Source organism: Mesorhizobium caraganae, assembly GCF_016836705.1.
Taxonomy (GTDB): domain Bacteria; phylum Pseudomonadota; class Alphaproteobacteria; order Rhizobiales; family Rhizobiaceae; genus Mesorhizobium; species Mesorhizobium caraganae.
This window is the reverse complement of sequence record NZ_JAFCGY010000001.1, coordinates 1,528,087-1,551,282: the sequence shown is the minus strand read 5'-3', so window position 1 is coordinate 1,551,282 and position 23,196 is coordinate 1,528,087. Positions and strand designations below refer to the sequence as shown.

Genomic DNA, 23,196 nt, shown 5'->3' with positions numbered 1-23,196 from the left:
TGATGTGGATCAATTTTGTTTCCGTACGATGCCACAGGCCAGTGAGACTGTTACGGATTTAACATTCAGGCGTTTCTAATGGCCTTGCCGCAGGCTTTCCAGTAAGGCGGTCATTGAGACAGTTTCCGATAAATCATGAGCAAAAGAGGACGCGGATGACGGTTTTGGTAACGGGCGGCGCCGGCTATATCGGCAGCCACATGGTCTGGGAACTGCTGGATGCCGGTGAAAGCGTCGTCGTGCTCGACCGGCTTTCCACCGGCTTCGAATGGGCGGTGGCGCCGGAGGCCAAGCTGGTTGTCGGCGATGTCGCCGACAGGGAACTGGTCGGCCAGATCATCCGGGATAACAAGGTCGACGCGATCATCCATTTCGCCGGCTCGATCGTGGTTCCCGAATCGGTTACCGATCCGCTCGCCTATTACGAGAACAACACCTCGAAGACCCGCACGCTGATCGAAACCGCGGTGCGTGAGGGCGTTCCGCATTTCATCTTCTCTTCGACGGCCGCCGTTTATGGTGGCGCCGGCCTTGAGCCGGTGCGCGAGGATGCCCGCCTGGCGCCGGAATCGCCCTACGGCCTGTCCAAGCTGATGAGCGAATGGATGCTGCGCGATGCGGCGCTTGCCCATCCCTTGCGCTACACGGCGTTGCGCTATTTCAATGTCGCCGGCGCCGATCCCAGGGGCCGCACTGGCCAGTCGACCCCGGGCGCCACTCATCTGATCAAGGTCGCCTGTGAGACCGCGCTCGGCAAGCGTCCCTTCATGCAGGTATTCGGCACCGACTATCCAACGCCGGACGGCACCTGCATGCGCGACTACATCCATGTCAGCGACCTGGCCGCGGCGCATCGCCTGGCGCTGGAGCGGCTGCGCGCCGGGGGGCAGAGCCTCGTCGCCAATTGCGGCTACAGCCATGGCTATTCAGTGCTCGAGGTCATCGACAGCGTGCGCCGCGCCTTCGGCCGGGATTTTGAGGTCAAGATGGGCGACCGCCGTCCGGGCGACGCCGCCGCCGTGGTCGCCAATTCGGATCTTGCCCGCGCCGAACTCGGCTGGGCCCCGCAACGCGACGATCTCGACCAGATCGTTGCCGACGCGCTCGCCTGGGAGCGTATCCTGACCGGCAAGAACTCAGCCCGGGGCTGAGCCGAGAGGCTCCCAACGCCCCCAAGGGCTCGCAAGGCGCGCGGCGAAGCGCTATTGAAGGCATTCGCAAGCAAAGCGTGGAGGCGCTGCGCCGCGAAGAGCTTTGGGGGGTGGCATGAGGATAACGGTGCTCGGGGCCGGCGTTGTCGGTACGGCGGCCGCCTATTATCTGGCCGCCGACGGCCACGAGGTCACCGTGGTCGAGCGGCATCCGGCGCCGGCGCGCGGCACCAGCCAGTCCAATGCCGGCCTGGTCTCGCCCGGCGACGCCACCGCCTGGGCCTCGCCGGCGGCGCTCAAGACGTTTTTGCGCGCGCTCTGGAACCATGATCTCGGCATCAAGGTCAGGCTGCGCTTCGATCCCTATTTCCTCGCATGGAGCCTGCGCTTCCTGCGCCAATGCACGGTCACCCGCCTGCGCGCTAACAGCCGCGTCAAGTTGCGGCTGGCGCTCTATTCGCGCGACTGCATCAACGCCATCTCGGCCGACACCGGCATTCACTATGACGAGCGCAAGAAGGGCATCCTCTATTTCTTTCGCTCGCAGCACAGCCTCGACACCGGCACCGACAATTATCGCTATCTGGCCGAGCACGGCCTGCCGATCGAGATCGTCGGCCGCGACCGGCTGATCGAGCTGGAGCCGGGCCTTGCCGGCGTGAAGGAAAAGATCGCCGGCGGTGTCTATTCGCCAATCGACCAGACGGGCGATTCCAGACTGTTCGTCGACAATCTCGCCACCTATGCGCGCGAAAAGCTTGGCGTCAAATTCCTGTTCGACACCACGGTCGAGGGCCTCGATATCGAAGGCGACCGCGTACGTGCAGTGATGACCTCGGCCGGTCCCATCGCAGGCAATGCGGTGGTCATCTCGATGGGGCCGGAAAGCGGGCTGCTCGGCCGCCGTTACGGCATCGACCTGCCGGTCTATCCGGTGAAAGGGTACACCGCGACCATTCCGCTGGAGGATGAGAGCAAGGGCCCGACCATGGGCGGCGCCGACGAGGACCAGTTGATCGCCTATTCCAGGCTGGGCAACCGCTTGCGGCTCGCTTCGACCGCCGAATTCACCGGCTTCGACCGCACCCATCGTCCAAGTGACTTCGCCGCCATGTTCCGGACCGGCAAGGACCTGTTCCCCGGCGCCTTCGACGAGAAAAAGGCGGTGCTCTGGGCGGGTCTGCGGCCAATGACGCCGAACTCCGTGCCGGTCATCGGTCCGGCGCGCTACAAAAACCTCTATCTCGACACCGGCCACGGTCATGTCGGCTGGACCATGGCCTGCGGCTCCGGCAAATTCCTGGCCGACCTCATCGCCGGCCGCAAGCCGGAGATCGACCCGCAAGGTCTGGTCTACGGAGGCTAGGTATGTCGGGACCGCAAGTCGCCATCGACCTTGGCCGCATCGAGCGCAATGCGCGCACCATCGTCGAACGCTGCGCGCTGTCGGGCATCAAGGTCTTCGGCGTCACCAAGGGCACGTGCGGCATGCCGCAAGTGGCGCGCGCCATGCTGCGCGGCGGTGTTGCCGGCATCGCCGAATCTCGCTTTGAAAACATCCGCCGGCTACGTGACAGCGGCATCAGCGCGCCGATCATGCTGCTGCGCAGTCCACCGATGGCGCGCGTCGAAGAAGTGGTGCGCACCGTCGACATCAGCCTGCAGTCGGAGCTGACCACGATCCGCGAGATATCGCGCATCGCCGAGCGCATGGGCCGCATCCACGACATCATGCTGATGATCGATCTGGGCGACCTCCGAGAGGGTATCTGGCCGAGCGACCTGATCCCGACCGTCGAGCAAATCCTGGCGTTCAGGGGCGTGCGCATTGCCGGCATCGGCACCAATCTCGGCTGCTTCGGCGCCATCATGCCGACGCCGGAAAATCTCGGCCAGCTCGTCGCCCATGCCTACAAGACCGAGCGCCTGTCCGGCAAAAGCCTCGACTTCATTTCCGGCGGCGCCTCGTCGTCGCTGACGCTGCTGCTTGAAGGCAAGTTGCCGGCCGGCATCAACAATCTCAGGGTCGGCGAGGCGATCCTGCAAGGCGGCATCGAAACCTTCCGCGATGTTCCGTGGCCGGAACTTGAGCCCGATGCCTGCCGGCTGACCAGCGATATCATCGAGGTCAAGCTCAAGCCGTCGCGGCCGATCGGTGAATCCGGCTACGACGCTTTCGGCAATCAGCCGGTCTTCGCCGACGAAGGCGACCGGCTGCGCGCCATCGCCAATATCGGCCGCGAGGACGTGCTGGTCGAAGGGCTGACGCCGATCGCCAAGGGCATACGCGTACTCGGCGCCTCCAGCGACCATCTGCTGCTCGACGTGCAGGACGCCGATCCGCGCCCCGCCGTCGGTGACCGCGTCGCCTTCCGCATGAACTATGGCGCCATGCTTTTGGCGATGACCTCGGAATATGTCGAGAAGGCGCCGATGCACGATGTCGCCGACTTTTCCGGCCGCAAGATGGTGTCGATCTCGGCCGAACAAGAAGCCGCCGGCATCCTTGCGCGAGAGGGAACCGGCGCGCGGCTGGAGGCGATGAACTTCGATGTGGTGGAACTCGCCGATGTCGAGCGCCCGCCATCGGGCTTGATCCGGCTCGCTGCCGGCGCCGACCGCCGTATCGCCCACAAGGCACTGACCGCGACGGCGCGCGCGACGCATTCCTTCGGCCTGATCTGGATCGATTCCATCGCCGCGCTGATGCCCGAGGACGAAGACGCCCCTGCCATGCCGGAAGCCTCGGTGCTGGCGCGCACACTTGGTCTCGATCACAAGACTGGTGCGCTGCAGCCACAGCTGTCGCCGGAAAATGTCGTCATCATCGGCCTGCGCCACGCCGATCCGGCCGAAGCGCGGGTGCTGAAGGATTCGCGTGTCTCGGCCTTCACCATGACCGACATCGACGCCATGGGCATGCGCGACCTGATGCATGAGGCGATCCGCATCGCCACCTCGGGAACGCAAGGCTTTCACGTCAGCTACTCGCCCACAGTCACCGAATTCGCCGGCTGGGCAGCAGGCTCCGGCGGACTGACGGTGCGCGAAACGCATCAGGCGATGGAAGCGATCTCGCTCTCCGGCGGCCTGCTGTCGATGGATGTCTCGGGCCTGACCGCCGATCTTGAGCCAAGGATCGGCACAGACGTGGTCAACTTCGTTATGTCGGCCTTCGGCAAGCGGATTTTGTGATCAGCCCTGCGCTCGTACAGCCGCGCGCCACGCGCTGACATAGTCTGGCCAGACCGGGTCGGTCTGCGGCTCTATTCTCTCGCCCTTGCCGTGCGCTGTTACCTGGTCCGTTGCCAGCAGTGCCGCGCCGATGCTGGTGCCGGTGGCCGCCTCGGAGGCGATGACGGTGCGCGCGGTCGCCGCGGCCAGCATGCCGACAAAGAGGCGGTTGTGGGCAAAGGGTCCTTCCACGGTGGTCGGGCCATCGGCGCCGATCAACTCGAGGCAGGTCGCCGTCATCAGCGCCAGATAGAACGAGATGGCGGCGAAGCGCTCGCCCTTGCTGATGTCGTCGGCATCGAGCCATGCCGCGGCATGGTGCGGGAACGGCCCTGATCCCTGCTGTGTCGAGGGCAAAAGCAGCATTTTTCTTGTCAGAACGGCCAGCACATCGCTGCCGCTGCAATCCTGCGGTTTGTCCTTGGTCAGCAGGGAAAACTCACGACCACCCATGAACCTCGCCGAGGGTACGGGAGCACCGAGCGCACTGACATTGACCAGCGTATCGCGCGCCGCATCGAGTGCAATCTCTTTGCCGCCGACGGCCATCGACACCACCCAGGTCCCGGTCGAGACCACCGAGAAGGGCGGCGCGTCGGACAGGAGATGCGGCAGCAGCGAGGCATTGGAATCGTGCAAGCCGCAGAAGACTGGCGTCTGCGGATCAAGCCCGGTTCGCGCGGCAAGCGCCGGCAGGATCGGGCCGAGCCAATCCCTGGCCGGCCGCACCGGCGCCATCAGGCTGCGCCATTTCAGGCAGTCGACCAGCGACGAAAAATCGGCTGTCCGCGGGTCCCACAGATCGGTGTGGCAGCCGAGCGAGGTCACCTCATTGGCGGCGACGCCGGTCAGGCGCAGCGCCCAGTATTGCGGGTACATCAGCATCGCGGCGGCCTTGGCGAATTCGGCGGGAAAACGCTTTTGCTGCCAGAAGAATTGCGCGCCGAGATTGAGGCCGAGCGGCAGGCGCGGCGTGCCGGTTTCAGTGAAGGGCGGACGGATCGCGTCATACTCCGCCGCCAGCCTGTCGGGTCCGTCGAACTCGTAGTCGAGCACCGGCAGCACCAGTTCACCAGAAGCGTCGACCAGCACACCTGTTGCGCCATGGGTGGTGATCGAAATGGCGTCGATGCGCTGTTCGCGGTTGAGGCTGGCCAGGCTGTTGAGGATGAACGTCCACAGCGCCTCGACATCGTGATGCGGGTAGGGCGGCTGCCGCAGCGGCGCATTGGCCATCCGGCGCAAAGCCACCTCGCTCAGCGTGACGAGATCGACCAGCGCCACCTTGGCGTTGGTCTTGCCGATGTCGATGACGGCGATATGGCGCAGCCCACTCATGCCATATGGAACATTGTTTCCAGCGGTACGGCCACCGGCTCGTTTTCGGGTCTGGTCTCCATGATGTCGGCCATATGCGCCCACCAGCGCTGCATCACCGGATGTTTCGGCAGGTCGGCCATGCTATGATCGTCGCGCCGCCACAGCACGTCGATCAGGATGTTGGTCTCATCGTCGAGATGGATCGAATAGTCGGAAACCCCGGCCTGTTGCAGCAGCGCCACCAGTGCCGGCCAGATCTCGTCGTGGCGCTTTTTGTACTCGGCCTTCATGCCGGGCTTGAGCTGCATCTTGAAGGCGTATTTCTCGGCCATCAGCTGACACCACGCAGCCGCCGCCAGACGATCGGCAGCGCGATGACGACAATCAGCAGCAGGCCGATGAAGATCGACATGACGATGCCGGGCACGTTGAGCAGGCCGAGGCCGAAGGTCACCAGGCCCATGATGAAGGCCGCGAGCACGACGCCCAAAATGCTGCCGGAGCCGCCCAGAATGCTGACGCCGCCGAGCACCACCATGGTGATGACTTCGAGCTCATACCCCTGCGCGATCGACGGCCGCGTCGAGCCGAGACGCGAGGTGATCAGCACCGAGGCGATGCCCGCCATCAGCCCAGTCAGGCAAAACAGGATGAATTTGATACGGCCGACGCGTACGCCGGAAAACTGTGCGGCGACCGGATTGTTACCGATGGCGAAGACGCGGCGGCCGAAACTCGTGCGATGCAGCAGGAACCAGTAGACGACTGCCGCTATGAGGAAGAGCACCAGCTCGAACGACACCACCCACCAGACGTAACCCTGGCCGAAGAAAGCGAAGCTCTCGGGGTAGCCCTTGTAGGCCTGGTCGCCGAGGATGATGAAGGCGATGCCGCGAAACAGGCTCATCGTGCCGATGGTGACAACGATGGATGGCAGACCAAGTCGGGTCACCAGTAGCCCGTTGAAGGCGCCGCAGCCGAGCCCGACGACGATGCCGATCAGCACCAGCACAGGTGTATCCGCACCGGCCTGCACCGCCATGCCCATCATGGTCGACGCGAGCGCGATGATAGCGGCGACCGAAAGGTCGATCTCGCCCGAAATAATCAGCAGCGCCATGGCGAAGGCGATCAGGCCCTTCTCGGTGAAATTGAAGGTCAGGTCCGAAAGCGAATAGGCGTCGAGGAAATAGGGCGAGGCGAAACTGTTGATGGCAAAGATGGCGACCGCCACCACCACCAGCAGCGCCTCCCAGGAAAAGATCGCCGAGGAGAGCGGCTTGTCGAGCCGGTCGGGAATGTGGCGCGGGGCAGGGACGTCGCTCATGCCGCCTCCGCTTTCCGCAGGATGATACGGCCCTGCCGGCGTTCGCCGCGCGCGTTGAGCACGACGGCCAGGATGATGGCGCTGCCCGAAATCGCCATTTGCCAGAAGGGCGAGATGTTGATGACCGGCAACGCGTTGGAGATGATGCCGAGGAAGAGCGCGCCAAGCACCGCGCCGCCGACCGAGCCGATGCCCCCGGCGATCGAGATGCCGCCGATGACGCAGGCGGCGATGATGTTGAGCTCATAGCCATTGGCGACCTCGACCGAGGCGATGACATAGCGCGAGATCCAGAGATAGCCGGCGAGGCCCCCGATCATGCCGGAAATGCAGAAGACGATGAATTTGGTGCGACCGACATCAATGCCGGCATAGACTGACGCCGTCGGGTTGACGCCGATGGCGTAGATCGAGCGGCCGAGCGCGGTGCGCGTCATCAGGATGAAGAACAGTGCGATGACCAGGATGGCGATCCAGGACAGAACCGGAATGCCAAGGAAGGCCGCCCGTTGGAAGCCGATGAAGTCAGGGCTCATCTTGTCGGCATTGACCCAGGCGCCACCGGACAGGACGAAAGTGGCGCCACGATAGATGGTGAGCGTGCCCAATGTCACCACGATCGAAGGGATGTTCAGCCGCCACACCAGCAGGCCGTTGATGGCGCCAAGCACCAGCCCGACGGCGAGCGCTGTCACGATCAGCAGTGGGATCGGGATCGCCGGATGCGCTGCGTTCAGCATCGCCACCACCATGCCGGTGAAGCACAGGTTGGAGGCCATCGACAGGTCGATCGACCGCGTCAGGATGACAACCATCTGTCCCAGCGCCAGGATCATCAGGATCGAGGTGTCGTTGAACACCTGGCCGAGATTGCCGGGGTCGGCAAAGGCCGGGAAGCGTGTCGAGATCAGGCCGATCAAAACGACGATGGCTGCCGCCAGCCAGATCTCGCGATATTTCAGGAGAGCCTTCATGCCGCGATCCCCGCTGCCGTCCTGACCAGCGTTTCGGCGTCCAGCCCCTTGTTGTCGTAGACCGCCGCAACCAGGCCTTCGCGCATGACGACGACGCGGTCGGACATGCCGAGTATTTCGGGCAGTTCCGACGACACCATGATCACCGACAGGCCCTGGGCCACGAGCTCGGCCATGAAACCGTGCACGGCGGCCTTGGAGCCGATATCGATGCCCTTGGTCGGCTCGTCCAGGATGATCACCTTGGGCGCGGTCGCCAGCCATTTGGCAATGACGATCTTCTGCTGGTTGCCGCCCGACAGCGTGCCGACATCCTGGCTGAGTGAGGAGGCGCGCAGGTCCAGCCGCTCGGTGTAGGAGCGGGCGAGCGAAAATTCTTCCGCCAGCCGCAGCAGGCCGGATTTGGATGTTCGCTTGAGCGAAGGCAGCGAGACATTCTGGAAGATCGGCAGGCCGATCACCACGCCCTGCTTGCCGCGCTCTTCCGGCACGTAGACGATGCCGGCCTCGATCGAATCCGCCGCCGATTTCGGTGTGATCGTCTTGCCTTCCAGCGTGATAGTGCCGCCGGATATGCGGGTTATGCCCGAGATCGCCTGCATCACCTCGCTGCGTCCGGCGCCGACAAGGCCATAGAAGCCGAGGATTTCGCCTCTGTGCAGCTCGAAGCCGATATCGTTGAATTCGGTCGGGTGCGACAGGCCGGAGACCGACAGCACCGGCGCGCCGATCTCGGCCTTGCGCTGCGGAAAGATGTGATCGACGGAGCGGCCGACCATCATGCGCACGATCTGGCTCTGGCCGGCATTCTTGATCAGCCCTTCGCCGACCATCTCGCCATCGCGGAACACCGTGTAGCGGTCGGCAATGCGATATATCTCGTCGAACTTGTGGCTGATGAACAGGATCGCCTTGCCTTCCTCCTTGAGGAATTCGATCAGCAGGAAAAGCTCCTCGATCTCCTTCATCGAGAGCGCCGCAGTCGGCTCGTCCATGATGACGATCTGCGCGTCGATCGACATGGCGCGCGCCACGGCGACGAGATGCTTGTTGGCGATGCCGAGGTCCTTCAGCCGCGCATCGGCGTCGATATGGCCGGCATGCATGGTGTCGAGCACTTCGCGTGCATTCTTGCGCATGGTGCGCCAGTCGATGGTGCCGAACCGTGTGCGCGGCGCATGGCCGAGAAAGATGTTTTCGGCGACCGTCAAATCGTCGAACAGCACGGTTTCCTGATGAATGGCGGTGACGCCATGGCCGAAGGCGGCATGCGCGCTGGGCAAAGTGACAGCCTGGCCGTCAATGCTGATCGTGCCGGTGTCGGGCTGGTAGATGCCGGTCATGATCTTGACCAGCGTCGACTTGCCGGCGCCGTTTTCGCCGATCAGCGCGGTCACTTGGCCGGGGTAAAGCGACAGGCTGACATTGTGCAGCGCGCGCACACCGGGAAAGCTTTTGGAGACGCCGGACAGCGTCAGGCGCGGGGCCGCTTTACCCTCCCCCTTGTGGGGAGGGTCGCGAACGATGTGAGCGGGGTCTACTAGCATATCAAGGTCCTGGCACATGGAGATGTCGCCACCCCCACCCCGTCTCGCCGGTTTTGCTTCGCAAGACCGCCTCGCCGACCCTCCCACAATGGGGGAGGGTACTGGCGCTCCGGATCAATAGATCTTGGAGAACTTCTCGATATTGGTCTTGTCGAACTGGAAGGGCGGAGCCATCGCAGCCGAGTTCGTGTCGTCGAGCGTGACCTTGCCGACGCGGCCGATCGACAGCGTGGCGCCGGGCTTGGCCTCTTCCTTCTTCACCGCCAGATCGTGGGCGAGGTAGACGGCGGAGTAGCCGAGGTCGATCGGGTTCCACAGCGCAACCGCCTGGCTGGAACCGTTGTCGATGAACTTCTTGAACTCGGACGGCAGTGCCAGGCCGGTGACATTGACCTTGCCGATCAGGTTGGCATCAGTGACGACCTGGGCAGCGGCAACGACGCCGACGGTGGTCGGCGCGATGATCGCCTTGAGGTTCGGGTAGGATTTCAGCAGGCCCTTGGCTTCGTCGGTGCTCTTGGCCGAATCGTCATCGCCATAGACGGTGGCGACGAGTTTGATCTTGGGGAATTTCTCCGGCAGGATTTTCTTGGCCGCTTCGATCCAGGCGTTCTGGTTGGTCGCGGTCGACGACGCCGACAGGATGGCGACTTCGCCGCCTTCCGGCAGATAGTCGGCGGCGAGCTTGATGATGGTCTCGCCGATCAGGCCGGTGTCAGACGGGTTGAGGTGCAACTGGCGGCCTTCCTTGGCGACGCCCGAATCCCACGAGATGACGGTGATGCCGCGCTCCATCGCCTTCTTCAGCACCGGCACCAACGCGTCGGCGTCATTGGCCGAAATGGCGATGGCGTTGACCTTCTGCGCGATCAGCGAATTGACCACTTCGATCTGCGCTTCGGCGGTCGCCTTGGTCGGGCCGGTGTAGATGATGTCGACATCGCCGAGTTCCTTGGCCGCCTCTTCGGCGCCCTTGTTGGCGGCGTCGAAGAAGCCGTTGCCGAGCGACTTCACCACCAGCGCGATCTTGACGTTCTCGGCATAGGCGGCGTTCACGAACATGGCGGCCGAGAATGCCGCCGTCACCATCAATTTCTTCAAGAAGCTCATTGTATTTCCTCCCTTTGAGCGTTGCATTCCATCGTCGCTGCGGTTGGTCTCAGGCCTGCAGCGAAGATTCTTCCTTTGCCGACTTGCGGGCGACGATCAGCGTCACACCTGCGGTTTCCAGCATGTTGGCTTCGCGATCCTCGATGCCGTCATCGGTGATGACGGTGGCGATGCGCTTCAGCCCGCACAGGATCAGGCTGGAGCGCTGGCGGAATTTCGAGGAATCGACCAGCACCACCAGCTCGTCGGCCTGGTCGATCAGCTTCTGCTCCGCCTGGATCAGAAGCGGGTCGCCTTCCATCAGGCCGAGCGGGCCGAGCCCCTGCGCACCCATGAACATGCGGCGCGCATAGAAATTGCGCGTCACGTCATTGTCGAAGGGCGACAGGATGATGTTCTGTTCGCGGTAGATCGTGCCGCCCGACAGCATCACCGTGTTCTTCGAATGCTTGAGCAGATGCTCGGCGATCGGGAACGAATTGGTGAAGATCGGCATGCGGCGTCCGGTCAGGAAATGCACCATCTGGAAGGTGGTGGTGCCGCCATTGATGATGATCGGCTCGCCGTCTGTGCAGAGCTCCACCGCTTCGCGCGCAATCGCCCGCTTCTGCGACGCATTCAGCGTTTCGTTGACGGAAAAGGGCCGGCCGGCGAGGCCGATGAACTGTGGCGGCGAGATTGCCTCGGCGCCGCCGCGCACCCGGCGCAGGCGCTTTTGCACGTGAAGGGCTGCGATATCGCGCCGGATCGTCGCCTCGGACGAGTCCGTCAGGTCGACCATCTCCTGCACCGTCACCACAGGCTTTTCCTGGACGGCGGACAGAATGATCCTGTGGCGCTCTTTTTCGTGCATGGTTCCTCCCTGCATGGTCATGAGGCACTAGAAAACAACCAGTGTCAATCATTTCCGATCATATAATTTCATTGTGCAGTGCAATATGATCGGTATTGATCGTTTGTGATTGACAAGCAGCGTGCTTGCGTAGACATTTCCGGCAAAATGGATCGCGCCTTTTTGCGTCCCAGGGAGGATAATCATGCTCGACAAGCGCTCCGGCTCGCGCCTTGCCAATCTGTGGGACGATGCGAAAGCCGAAGGGATGAGCGGGCCTGAGCTTCTGGTCTATCGCTCGAACACGCTCGGCTCCGACAAGCGCGTCACCAACTATGGCGGCGGCAACACCTCCTCGAAAATCTGGCAGAAGGACCCGCTCACCGGCGATGATGTCGAAGTGCTCTGGGTCAAGGGCTCGGGCGGCGATAGCGCCTCGATCAAGCTTGACGGCTTCGCCACCCTCTACATGGACAAGCTCCGAGCGCTCAAAAGCCTCTATCGTGGTGTCGCGCATGAGGACGAGATGGTGGGCTACCTCCCCCACTGCACCTTCAACCTCAATCCGCGCGCGGCCTCGATCGACACGCCGCTGCATGCCTATGTGCCGAAGCCTTTTGTCGACCACATGCATCCCGATGCCATCATCGCCATTGCCGCCGCCAAGGACTCCAAAGCGCTGACCAGGGAGATCTTCGGCGACGCCATCGGCTGGCTGCCGTGGAAGCGGCCGGGCTTCGAACTCGGCCTGTGGCTGGAAAAATTCTGCGTCGAACATCCCGAGGCCAAAGGCGTCATTCTCGAAAGCCACGGCCTGTTCACCTGGGGCGACACACCCAAGGAATGCTACGAGACGACGATTTCGGTAATCAACCAGGCGATCGAATGGTTCGAGCGCCGCTCCGAGGGTCTCGCGATCTTCGGCGGCGAGGCGGTGAAGTCGCTCGATGCCACTGAGCGCCGCGCCATTGCGGCGAAACTGATGCCGAGGATTCGCGGCCTGATCTCGGAAAAGAGCCACAAGCTCGGTCATTTCGACGACCAGCCCGCCGTGCTCGAATTCGTCAACTCCAGGGATTTGCGCCCGCTGGCCGCACTGGGCACCTCATGCCCGGATCACTTCCTGCGAACAAAAATCCGGCCGCTGGTGATCGAGTTCGATCCGGCCAAGCCTGATGTCGATGCGGTCATCGCGCGCCTTGCCGATGACATTGCCGCTTATCGTGTCGGCTACCAGGCCTATTACGACAGCTGCAAGCACCCGGACTCGCCCGCCATCCGCGATCCCAATGCCGTGGTCTACCTGATGCCCGGCGTCGGCATGTTCACCTTCGCCGGCGACAAGGCGACGGCCCGCATCTCGGGTGAATTCTACGTCAACGCCATCAACGTCATGCGCGGCGCATCGACCGTCTCGTCCTATGTCGGCCTGCCCGCGCAGGAGGCTTTCGACATCGAATACTGGCTGCTCGAGGATCTGAAGCTACAGCGCATGCCGAAGCCGAAGTCGTTAGCCGGCCAGATCGCACTGGTCACCGGCGGCGCCGGCGGCATCGGCCGCGCGACCGCCAACCGTCTGCTGCGCGAGGGTGCCTGCGTGGTGCTGGCCGATATCGACGAGACAGCGCTCGTCAGCGCCAATGAGGAATTGGCCAAAGCCTATGGCAAGGATTTCGTGCGGCCGGTGCTGATCAACGTCACCTCTGAGGATCAGGTCGTTTCCGGCTTTGCCGAGACGGCAGTCGAGTTCGGCGGCATCGACATCCTGGTCTCCAACGCCGGCCTGGCGTCCTCGGCGCCGATCGAGGAAACCACGCTGGCGCTGTGGAACAAGAACATGGACATCTTGTCGACCGGCTATTTCCTGGTCTCGCGTGAAGCCTTCCGGCTGTTCCGCGCCCAGAAGATCGGCGGCAATGTCGTCTTCGTCGCCTCCAAGAACGGCCTTGCCGCGTCGCCCAACGCCGCCGCCTATTGCACCGCCAAGGCTGCCGAGATCCATCTCGCCCGCTGCCTGGCGCTGGAGGGCGCGGAAGCGCAGATCCGGGTCAATGTCGTCAATCCGGATGCCGTGCTGCGTGGCTCGAAAATCTGGACCGGCGAGTGGAAGGAACAGCGCGCCGCCGCCTACAAGATGTCGACCGACGATCTGGAGGAGCACTACCGCTCGCGCTCGATGCTGAAGCGCTCGGTCTTCCCGGAAGACATCGCCGAAGCGATCTATTTCTTCGCCTCCGACATGTCGGCCAAATCCACCGGCAACATCATCAATGTCGACGCCGGCAACGCGCAGAGCTTTACGCGCTGAGCTAACGTCGAAGCGCTTCCCTTCTCCCCGTCACTATACGGGGAGAAGGTGGCCCCAAGGGCCGGATGAGGGGCAGCGCTGACCGAACGCATTTGGGAGGAATAGCACTTGTCCGAAACCATCATCTCCGCCGACCTCGTCGCCAGCCACAACGCCGCCCGCAAGCCCGACCTCGAACGCGACTACGCCTCGCTTGGCGAACGTCTCGACCGGCGCGGCATCGCCATCGACGCCATCCGCGACAAGGTCGAGAAATTCGCCGTCGCCATTCCGTCCTGGGGCGTCGGCACCGGCGGCACCCGCTTTGCCCGTTTTCCCGGCGCCGGCGAGCCGCGCGACATCTTCGACAAGATCGAGGACTGCGCCGTCATCAGCCAGTTGACGCAGGCGACACCGACCGTCTCGCTGCACATCCCCTGGGACAAGGCCGACCCGAACCGGCTGAAGCAGGCGGCCTCGCGCTTCGGCCTCGGCTTCGACGCCATGAACTCCAACACCTTCTCCGACGCGAAGGACCAGAAGCTCTCCTACAAATTCGGCTCGCTGTCGCATGCCGATGCCGGCACCCGCCGACAAGCGGTCGAGCACAATCTCGAATGCATCGAGATCGGCAAGACGCTTGGTTCGAAGGCGCTGACGGTGTGGATCGGCGATGGTTCGAATTTCCCGGGCCAGGTGAATTTCGCCAAAGCCTTCGAGCGCTATCTCGACGCCATGAAGGAGATCTACGCTGGCCTGCCGGCCGACTGGAAACTGTTCACCGAGCACAAGATGTACGAGCCGGCCTTCTATTCCACCGTCGTGCAGGATTGGGGCACCAACTACCTCATCGCCAGGGAGCTCGGCGACAAGGCCTTCTGCCTGGTCGACCTCGGCCACCATGCGCCCAACGTCAACATCGAGATGATCGTGTCGCGGCTGATCCAGTTCAAAAAACTCGGCGGCTTCCACTTCAACGATTCCAAATATGGCGACGACGATCTCGATGCCGGTTCGATCGACCCCTACCGGCTGTTCCTGGTCTTCAACGAACTGGTCGATGCCGAGCTTTCCGGCGTCGAGGGTTTCGATCCCGCCCATATGCTCGACCAGAGCCACAACGTCACTGACCCGATCGAAAGCCTGATGCTGTCGGCGGTCGAGGTGCAGCGCGCCTATGCGCAGGCGCTGCTGGTCGACCGCAAGGCGCTCGAAGGTTTCCAGGACGGCAATGACGCGCTGATGGCGACGCAAACGCTCAAAAGCGCCTACCGCACCGATGTCGGGCCGATCCTGGCCATGGCCCGGCTGAAGAGCGGCGGCGCCATCGATCCGGTCGCCGCCTACCGCGCGGCAGGCTACCGCGCCAAAGTCGCGGCCGAACGCCCGGCGGTTGCGGGTGGCAGCGGCGGCATCGTCTGACAGGCAGACATCCTAATTGATCTGGTCCAGTCCCATTGGCGGTGGACTTGGCGGCTTTGAGGGTCTTTCCTAGCACACTGCACTTGGAGCACCGCCATGCCCTTGACCCGCCGGACGCTGATTGGCGTCACCCTTTCGCTCGCAATAGCGCTGACGCCATCCGCGGCCGTCTTCGCTGCCTCGCCGCAGCCGGCGAAGGGCGAGCACGGCATGGTCGTGACCGCCCAGCATTTCGCGTCGGAAGCCGGCGTCGAGGTGCTGAAGAAGGGCGGCAACGCCGTCGATGCGGCGGTCGCCGTCGGCTATGCGCTCGCGGTCCTCTACCCTAATGCCGGCAATATCGGCGGCGGCGGGTTCATGACCATACGCTTCAAGGACGGCAAATCGACCTTCCTCGACTTTCGCGAGCGCGCGCCGCTGGCGGCAACCAAGACCTTGTATCTCGACAAGGATGGCAAGCCGGTGAAGGGCGCCAGCCTTGATGGCTATCTCGCGGTAGGCGTGCCGGGTTCCGTGGCCGGTTTCGAGATGGCGCGCGAAAAATACGGCACGCTGCCACGCCAGGACTTGATGGCGCCGGCAATTGCCTATGCCAAGGATGGCTTCGTTCTCGACCAGGGTGACGCTGCTTCATTCGCAAGCAATGCCGCGCGGCTGGCGAAGGACCCTGCCGCGGCCGCCATCTTCCTGAAGCCGGACGGCAAGCCCTATGGCGCCGGCGAGCGTCTCCTCCAGCCCGACCTTGCCGCCTCGCTCGGCGCCATTTCCGAAAAAGGCGCCGATGCCTTCTACAAAGGCGCCATCGCCGATGCCATCGTCAAGGCGAGCGGCGCCAAGGGCGGCATTCTCGCAAAGGCCGATTTCGAGCAGTATGCGGTGCGCGAACTGAAGCCGGTGAGCTGCACCTATCGCGGCTACGAGATCATCTCCTCGCCGCCGCCGAGCTCCGGTGGCGTCATCATCTGCGAAATCCTCAACGTGCTGGAAGGGTACCCGCTATCCTATCTCGGCGCCGACTCGGCCGAGACTGTGCATGTCATGGTCGAGGCGATGCGCCGTGCCTATGTTGACCGCAACTCGGCGCTTGGCGATCCCGATTTCGTCGACAATCCGGTCTCGAAACTGCTCGACAAGGGGTACGCCAAGGACATCCGCGACAAGATCGACCCGTTCCGGGCGGGGGTCTCTCAGGACCTGATGCCGAAGGGCTTTGGCGAGTCGAACGAGACGACGCATTATTCGATCATCGACAATGACGGCAACGCGGTCGCGGTCACCTACACGCTGAACGGCTCGTTCGGCGCCGGTGTCGTTGCCGACGGCACTGGCATCCTGCTCAACAACGAGATGGACGATTTCACCCAGAAGCCCGGCGTGCCCAATCTCTACGGTCTGGTCCAGGGCGAGGCGAATGCCATCCAGCCGAAGAAGACGCCACTGTCGTCTATGAGCCCGACCGTCGTGGCCAAGGACGGCAAGCCGTTCATGGTCATCGGCAGCCCTGGCGGCTCACGCATCATCACCATCACGCTGGAAGCCATCGTCAACGTCATCGACCACGGCATGAACATCCAGGAGGCAATCGACGCGCCGCGCATCCATCATCAGTGGCTGCCCGATACGATCTATGTCGAACCGTTCGGCCTGTCGCCCGACACCGAAAAGCTGCTGGCCGGCATGGGCTACCACCTCGATCTCGCTGATTCGACCTGGGGCCAGGCGGCCGGCATTCTTGTCGGAGGCAAGAGCCTTGCGGAAATCGAGAAGGGCGGAGGCGCCCGCTACAACGGCGCCATCGACAGCCGCGCCGCATCCGGCGAGGCTCTAGGATACTAGATCACGATCAAACAAGGACCGATCAAAGGACGAGCGTGAGGGTCGATCCGACCAGCATCAGCGCCGCGATGCCAACGAACAGCGCGTAAATGCGCGGCCGGTCGAGTAGCAGCGCATTGCCCGATATCCAGGCGGCGGTCGCGCCGCCAAGCGCAAACAGGAAGCCGTTGCGGTGGCCGAAGGTCATGGAAGCGGCCATCAGCCCGCCAATGATGAGCGCGCCGAACACGATGATCACGGCGACGGCGTATTTCTCGAAGTCGTTGCCGCCGCCCATGGCCGGGCCGATCGCGTTCAAATTCGGCAGATCGTCCGGATCGAAGGGACTGGTCGACCCATATTCATCTTGACCGACAGGTTCTCGCATCACTCATTCTCCGCTGACCGGCAACAAATCATCAACATCTGCCGAGCGCAACCGGATCGCGCATTGCCGAAGGCGGCCGATGCGGTCTTCAACACCTTCTGATGCCGACTTGCCACGGTTTTTTCGGACAGGGTCGCAAAATCCGCCATGCTTTTAAAGCAATTCCAGGAAAAGTGTGATCGGTTTTCCCGGGAAAAGCGCGTAGCGCTTTCCCTTGGGAATTGCGCCGAAACAAAGAGATAGAGGCTCACACCCCATTACCTGGAAAAATCGCTGCGCACGATGCCGTGCCGCTGCAGTTTGTCATAGAAGGTCTTGCGCGGGATGCCGAGCGCCTCGATCGTACGCCGGACATCGCCGTCATTGCGGCCAAGTGTCTCGCGGATCACATCGGCCTCATAGCGTTCCAGCCGTTCCGGCAGCGAACCGGCGTCGTCCGTTTCCGCCGAGGCGGAAAGCGACGCTTGCGCCGCTTCCTCAAGCCCAAGCACGAAACGCTCGGCGAAATGCGCCAGCTCCCGCACATTGCCCGGCCAGTCATGCTGGCCGAGATGGCGATGTACCGAAGCCGGCACAACGGGTACCGGACGGTGGAAGCGGGCGGCGGCGCGCTCGGCGAAATAGAAGAACAGCAAGGCGACGTCGTCGCGGCGTTCGCGCAGCGGCGGGATCGAGATCGTCACCACGTTGAGCCGGTAATAGAGATCCTCGCGGAAGGCGCCGCGCTGGCCGGGATCGCCGAGATCGACCTTGGCGGCGGCAACGACACGCAGATCGACCGGCCGCACTTCGTTGGTGCCGAGCGGCGTCACCTCGCGCATTTCCAGCACCCTGAGCATCTGTACCTGGGTCGAGACCGGCATGCTTTCGATCTCGTCGAGGAACAGCGTGCCGCCGCTCGAATGCTCGATGCGGCCGATCCGCTTCTTCTGTGCACCGGTGAAGGCGCCGGCCTCATGGCCGAATAATTCGCTCTCGATCACCGTATCCGGCAGCGTGCCGCAATTCAACGCCACGAAATTGCCTTTGGCGCGCCGGCTCCAGCGATGCAGCAGGCTCGCCACCACCTCCTTGCCTGAGCCGGTCTCTCCGGTCACCAGCACGTCGACATCGGTATCGGCGATTTGCCTCAGCGTGCGGCGCAGCCGTTCCATCGCCGGCGTCTGGCCGATCAGCGGCAGGCCGTCCTGCGCCTGTTCGGCGCTTTCGCGCAAGGCGCGGTTCTCCATCACCAGGCGGCGCTTTTCGGCTGCGCGCGCCACGCTTTGCGCCAGCCGGTCGGCGGCGAACGGCTTGGTGATGAAATCGTAGGCGCCGTCCTTGATTGCCTTGACCGCAACCGCGATGTCGCCATGCCCGGTGACCAGGATCACCGGAATGTCAGGATCGAGCCGCAAGACGCGGTCGAAGAGCTGCAGGCCGTCAATGCCGGGCATTCTGATATCGGACACCACCACGCCGGAGAAGTTGGCGTCGAGCCCGGCCAGCGCCTCGGCGGCAGTCGCAAAGGCCGACACTGAAAAGCCGGCCAGTTCCAGCGTCTGCCGTGTGGCTCTCAGCAGCTCCCTGTCGTCGTCGATCAGGATGACCGGTGCGGTGTGGTTATCCATCACAGAGCCTTGGCGAGGTGAACGGTGAAGCGCGTGCCGTCTCTGCCGCTCGCCACCTCGATGCGGCCGCCATAATCGGCAACGATATCCTGCGAGATGACGAGGCCGAGCCCGAGCCCCTTTTCCTTCGACGTGTTGAACGGCGTGAACAGCGATTTGAGGATGGCGGGCGAAATGCCCGGTCCGTTGTCGGCGACGGCAAGCGCCACGCCGTCGGCCGTTTCCTGCGCCGCCACTTGCACCCTGGCGCCGTCGCGGCCGTCCAGCGCCTCCAGCGCGTTCTGGAAAAGATTGATCAGCACCTGCTCCAGCCGCAGCCGGTTGCCCATCACCTTGAGTGTCTGCGGTGGCAGCGTGATGTCAAGCGCATCTAGCCGGCCGGCAAAGCGGCTCCTGAGCAGCACGACCGCCCCTTCGATGACACCGCGCAACTCGACCGGTTCGGCTGCCGTGCGCCCCTTGCGGGCAAAGACCTTCAACTCCTCGGTGATGCCGCCGATACGCTCCGTCAGCGCCGCAATCGCGCCAAGGTTCTCCTCGGCCGAGGCGGTCTGCTTGCGCTCTAGGAACACACGCGCATTGTCGGCATAGGCGCGGATCGTCGCCACCGGCTGGTTGATCTCATGCGCGACGCCGGCGGCAACCTGGCCGAGGGTCGCAAGACGGTTGGCCTGCACCAGTTCCTGCTGCATGACCTGCAGCTTGGCCTCCGTGCTGCGGTGATCGGTGATCTCGGCCTGCAGCCGGTCGCGCGCCAGGCTCAGATCATGCGTGCGCTCGACGACGCGGCGTTCGAGCTCTATGCGCGCCGCCTGTTCGGCGGCAATGCGCATCTGCGCCGACTGCCGGCGCCACAAGAGATAGCCGGCCAGCGCCAGCAGCGGCACCACGACGCCCAGCGCCAGCAGCCGCATTTCACGCACCGCAGCCGCGATCGGCGCTTCGGCCGGGACGAGATAGTCGAGCCGCCATGGCGTCGATTGGACCAGTGTCGAAAGTCTGAGATATTCGGCATCGCTGCCGCCGGGCGTCACCGCATGCACCATCGATACGTCAGGGCTCAATGCCTCGGGGCGGGTGATCGGCAAGGGGATCAGCGGCGCATTGCCGAATTGCTGGCTGCTCCGGATGGTGGCAGCCAGCGGGCCGGCAAGTGGTGCCGTTGTCATGAAACGCCAGGACGGCACGCTGGTGATCAGCACGACGCCATGATCATCGCTGACATAGGCCGGGCGATTGGCCTCGTGCCAGTCGGCCTCGAGCTGGTCGAATTCCATCTTGACAACGACGACGCCGAGCGGGGCGGCCGCATTGCCGACGCGCCGCGAAATATAGAGGCCGGGGCGCTTGCTCGTATTGCCGAGGGCGAAATACTCGGCGGTTCCGGATTGCATGGCGCCGGAGAAGTAGGCGCGGAAACCATAGTCGTTGCCGACGAAGCTGGTCGCCTCACGCCAGTTGCTGGAAGCGATTGCGAAGCCGTCGACGCCGGTGACGTAAAGCACTGACGCCTTGGTCCCGGAGACCAGCCCTTCGAGTTTGCGGTTGAGCACGTCGATCGCGACTGCGCCTTTGCTTTGCAGGGCGTCATGCACCTGCTGGTCTTCCGACAAAAGCAGCGGCAGCGCCCGCGGGCTTTCCAGCACGGCGCGCAGCAGCGCAACCTTCAGGTTGGCATCGGTGCGGCCTTGCGCCGCCAGCGTCGCGACCTCGGCACGGCGCGCATAGAGGCCGGCGCCGGTGAGCGCCGTCGCCACGAACACAAGCGCTATTCCCGCAAACAGCAGCCAGGCGCGGCGTGCCCGCTTGCCGAGTTGCTCCGGCGTCGATGACAAGGCAGCGGCAGGGCGTTGCAGCATCGCCCATTTGTGCATGATTTCGCACAAAGCACAATTCAGTCATGCGGATGTCCGCACTTGCGTCCGAGCGACACCAACCTCGATCGATCGAAATAATCAACAAAATCAATGAGTACGACCTCGCCACGCGGTCTGGCATGGCAGTTGCAATGATCCATTCAGCAGTCGCGAGGCTGCTGGAGGTCAAAACAACTTGCCCCGGGAGGTCGAGCTTTCGATCGGGGCGCCATGGAGGACGTCATGCAGCCAGCATTCGCTGCCGCCGAACCGCGCGGCACGGTACCTTTCTACCGGCATCTTTACGTGCAGGTCCTGACGGCGATTGCCGCCGGCGTTCTGCTTGGTCACTTCTATCCCGAACTCGGTGCTTCGCTGAAGCCGCTCGGCGATGCCTTCATCAAGCTGGTCAAGATGGTGATCGCACCGGTCATCTTCCTGACGGTAACCACCGGCATTGCCGGCGTTTCCGACCTGAAAAAGGTCGGCCGCGTCGCCGGCAAGGCGATGATCTATTTCCTGGTCTTCTCGACCCTGGCGCTGGTTGTCGGCCTGGTCGTCTCCAACGTCGTCCAGCCCGGTGCCGGCATGCACATCAATGCGGCGACGCTCGATCTCTCGAAGGTCGCGACCTTCACCGAGAAGGCGCATGACACGACCATCGTCGGCTTCCTGCTCAACATCATCCCTGACACCATCACCGGCGCCTTCGCGCAGGGCGACATCCTGCAGGTGCTGTTCTTCTCGGTGCTGTTCGGCATTTCGCTCGCGCTGGTCGGCGAGCGCGGCCGCCCGGTCGTCGACTTCCTGCAGGCGCTGACGTCGCCGATCTTCCGCCTGGTCGCTATCCTGATGAAGGCCGCCCCCGTCGGCGCTTTCGGCGCCATGGCCTTCACCGTCGGCAAATACGGCATCGGCGCGATCGCCAACCTCGCCTTTCTGATCGGCACCTTCTACCTGACCTCGCTGCTCTTCGTGCTGGTCGTGCTTGGCGCTGTCGCATGGTACAACGGCTTCTCTATCCTGGCGCTGATCCGCTACATCAAGGAAGAGCTGCTTTTGGTGCTTGGCACCTCGTCGTCCGAAGCGGCACTTCCCGGCCTGATGGCCAAGATGGAGCGCGCCGGCTGCACCCGTTCGGTGGTCGGCCTGGTCATCCCGACCGGCTATTCCTTCAACCTCGACGGCACCAACATCTACATGACGCTGGCCGCCCTGTTCATCGCCCAGGCGACTGACACGCCGCTCACCTATGGCGACCAGATCCTGCTGCTGCTCGTCGCCATGCTGAGCTCCAAGGGTGCTGCCGGCATCACCGGCGCCGGCTTCATTACGCTCGCGGCGACGCTCTCGGTGGTGCCCACGGTGCCGGTCGCCGGCATGGCGCTGATCCTCGGCGTCGACCGCTTCATGTCGGAATGCCGGGCGCTCACCAACTTCGTCGGCAATGCGGTGGCGACCATCGTCGTGGCCCGCTGGGAAGGTGAACTCGACCAGACCAAGTTCGCCGCCGCCATGGCCGGCACATTGTCCGAGGAAGCTGACCTCGCCCTGTCGGGCGATCTGCAGCCCGCCTGAATACGGAACGCTGACGTTCGTACATGAGGCCGCAGCCGGTTCGCCGGCTGCGGCTTTTTGTTTTGGAGCCGGAGTGCGGCACAGCTGGTGCGGGCTGGGCGTTCCCGGCTAGGGTGCGCTCGGGTCGAAGCCGAAGGTGAGTGAATGAGCAGCGCGTATCCCGAAATCTACCTCGTCCGTCACGGAGAGACCGAATGGAGCGCGTCGGGAAAGCACACGGGCCGCACCGACATCCCGTTGACGGCGGCGGGCGAGGCCGCCGCCCGCGGCGTCGCGGACCGGCTCAAGGGCCTGTCCTTTGAGGCGGTATGGTCGAGCCCGTCGCAGCGCGCCTTCAACACCTGCACGCTTGCCGGCTTCGGTTCTGCTGCGGTGAAGAAGGACGATCTGCAGGAATGGGACTATGGCGCCTATGAGGGTGTAAGGACCAAAGAGATTCTGGCCAAGCGTCCCGGCTGGCAATTGTTTCGCGATGGCTGTCCCGGCGGCGAGACCGCCGCGGATGTCGGGGCGCGAGCCGACACAATCATCGCCGGGATGCGCGCCATCGAGGGAAACGTGCTGGTGTTTTCGAGCTCGCATTTCCTCAGAGTCCTGGCAGCACGCTGGCTCGGCCTGCCGCCTGAGGGCGGCGCGCATTTCGTACTCGACACCGCCAGCATCAGCATCCTCGGCTACGAGCACGATCTGACCGAGCCCGTCATCCGCAAGTGGAACCAGAAATAGTCCTGGCTGAACTTCTGAC

18 protein-coding genes are annotated in these 23,196 nt (G+C 63.6%); 8 read left to right on the top strand and 10 right to left on the bottom strand.

The features are described 5' to 3' along the window. The first annotated feature begins 155 nt into the window (after window positions 1-155). From galE to JQK88_RS07510, 3 genes are all read left to right on the top strand, one after another. On the top strand, window positions 156-1,151 hold the full coding sequence (galE, locus tag JQK88_RS07520; protein ID WP_203277909.1) for a UDP-glucose 4-epimerase GalE: 996 nt from the start codon (window positions 156-158) through the stop codon (window positions 1,149-1,151). Between the two features lie 115 nt (window positions 1,152-1,266). Then, window positions 1,267-2,517: a D-amino acid dehydrogenase gene (locus JQK88_RS07515; RefSeq protein ID WP_203277908.1), complete on the top strand. Its 1,251-nt coding sequence runs from the start codon at window positions 1,267-1,269 to the stop codon at window positions 2,515-2,517. 2 nt (window positions 2,518-2,519) lie between these two features. Beyond that, window positions 2,520-4,346, top strand: coding sequence for an alanine racemase (locus JQK88_RS07510; RefSeq protein ID WP_203277907.1), 1,827 nt, complete (start codon window positions 2,520-2,522; stop codon window positions 4,344-4,346). Here the strand turns inward: JQK88_RS07510 and JQK88_RS07505 are convergent, their stop codons facing one another. From JQK88_RS07505 to JQK88_RS07475, 7 genes are all read right to left on the bottom strand, one after another. Next, a complete protein-coding gene (locus JQK88_RS07505; protein WP_203277906.1) occupies window positions 4,347-5,723 on the bottom strand; it encodes an FGGY-family carbohydrate kinase in 1,377 nt (458 codons plus the stop codon). Beyond that, window positions 5,720-6,037, bottom strand: a complete 318-nt coding sequence (locus JQK88_RS07500; RefSeq protein WP_203277905.1) for an L-rhamnose mutarotase — start codon at window positions 6,035-6,037, stop codon at window positions 5,720-5,722. Before JQK88_RS07500 ends, JQK88_RS07505 begins: the two co-directional genes overlap by 4 nt. After that, window positions 6,037-7,032 (bottom strand): ABC transporter permease, encoded by a 996-nt coding sequence (locus tag JQK88_RS07495; RefSeq protein ID WP_203277904.1) that lies wholly within the window; start codon window positions 7,030-7,032, stop codon window positions 6,037-6,039. The genes JQK88_RS07500 and JQK88_RS07495 overlap by 1 nt, the downstream gene beginning before the upstream one ends. Beyond that, window positions 7,029-8,006 carry an ABC transporter permease gene (locus tag JQK88_RS07490; RefSeq protein WP_203277903.1) on the bottom strand — a complete coding sequence of 326 codons (978 nt, stop codon included), beginning with the start codon at window positions 8,004-8,006 and terminating at the stop codon, window positions 7,029-7,031. The genes JQK88_RS07495 and JQK88_RS07490 overlap by 4 nt, the downstream gene beginning before the upstream one ends. Further along, entirely contained in the window at window positions 8,003-9,553 is a 1,551-nt protein-coding gene (locus JQK88_RS07485; RefSeq protein WP_246749745.1) for a sugar ABC transporter ATP-binding protein, read from the bottom strand. The genes JQK88_RS07490 and JQK88_RS07485 overlap by 4 nt, the downstream gene beginning before the upstream one ends. Before the next feature lie 114 nt (window positions 9,554-9,667). Next, window positions 9,668-10,663: a rhamnose ABC transporter substrate-binding protein gene (gene rhaS, locus JQK88_RS07480; protein WP_203277902.1), complete on the bottom strand. Its 996-nt coding sequence runs from the start codon at window positions 10,661-10,663 to the stop codon at window positions 9,668-9,670. A 49-nt stretch (window positions 10,664-10,712) separates the two neighbouring features. Beyond that, window positions 10,713-11,516, bottom strand: coding sequence for a DeoR/GlpR family DNA-binding transcription regulator (locus JQK88_RS07475; protein WP_192258893.1), 804 nt, complete (start codon window positions 11,514-11,516; stop codon window positions 10,713-10,715). A gap of 184 nt (window positions 11,517-11,700) precedes the next feature. On the opposite strand from JQK88_RS07475, the gene JQK88_RS07470 reads away from it, so the two are divergent. From JQK88_RS07470 to ggt, 3 genes are all read left to right on the top strand, one after another. Beyond that, entirely contained in the window at window positions 11,701-13,803 is a 2,103-nt protein-coding gene (locus JQK88_RS07470; RefSeq protein ID WP_192258894.1) for a bifunctional rhamnulose-1-phosphate aldolase/short-chain dehydrogenase, read from the top strand. A gap of 108 nt (window positions 13,804-13,911) precedes the next feature. Beyond that, a complete protein-coding gene (gene rhaI / locus JQK88_RS07465) occupies window positions 13,912-15,204 on the top strand; it encodes an L-rhamnose catabolism isomerase (protein ID WP_203277901.1) in 1,293 nt (430 codons plus the stop codon). Between the two features lie 96 nt (window positions 15,205-15,300). Beyond that, window positions 15,301-17,040, top strand: coding sequence for a gamma-glutamyltransferase (ggt, locus tag JQK88_RS07460; protein WP_203277900.1), 1,740 nt, complete (start codon window positions 15,301-15,303; stop codon window positions 17,038-17,040). Between the two features lie 22 nt (window positions 17,041-17,062). Here the strand turns inward: ggt and JQK88_RS07455 are convergent, their stop codons facing one another. The 3 genes from JQK88_RS07455 to JQK88_RS07445 form a co-directional block, all read right to left on the bottom strand. After that, window positions 17,063-17,407, bottom strand: a complete 345-nt coding sequence (locus JQK88_RS07455; RefSeq protein WP_112561882.1) for a hypothetical protein — start codon at window positions 17,405-17,407, stop codon at window positions 17,063-17,065. A 257-nt stretch (window positions 17,408-17,664) separates the two neighbouring features. Next, window positions 17,665-19,017, bottom strand: a complete 1,353-nt coding sequence (locus tag JQK88_RS07450; protein ID WP_203277899.1) for a sigma-54-dependent transcriptional regulator — start codon at window positions 19,015-19,017, stop codon at window positions 17,665-17,667. Then, window positions 19,017-20,876: a sensor histidine kinase gene (locus JQK88_RS07445; RefSeq protein WP_203277898.1), complete on the bottom strand. Its 1,860-nt coding sequence runs from the start codon at window positions 20,874-20,876 to the stop codon at window positions 19,017-19,019. The genes JQK88_RS07450 and JQK88_RS07445 overlap by 1 nt, the downstream gene beginning before the upstream one ends. 240 nt (window positions 20,877-21,116) lie before the next feature. On the opposite strand from JQK88_RS07445, the gene JQK88_RS07440 reads away from it, so the two are divergent. Then, entirely contained in the window at window positions 21,117-22,451 is a 1,335-nt protein-coding gene (locus tag JQK88_RS07440; RefSeq protein ID WP_246749744.1) for a dicarboxylate/amino acid:cation symporter, read from the top strand. 144 nt (window positions 22,452-22,595) lie between these two features. After that, on the top strand, window positions 22,596-23,177 hold the full coding sequence (locus JQK88_RS07435; RefSeq protein WP_203277896.1) for a histidine phosphatase family protein: 582 nt from the start codon (window positions 22,596-22,598) through the stop codon (window positions 23,175-23,177). The last annotated feature ends 19 nt before the right edge of the window (window positions 23,178-23,196 follow it).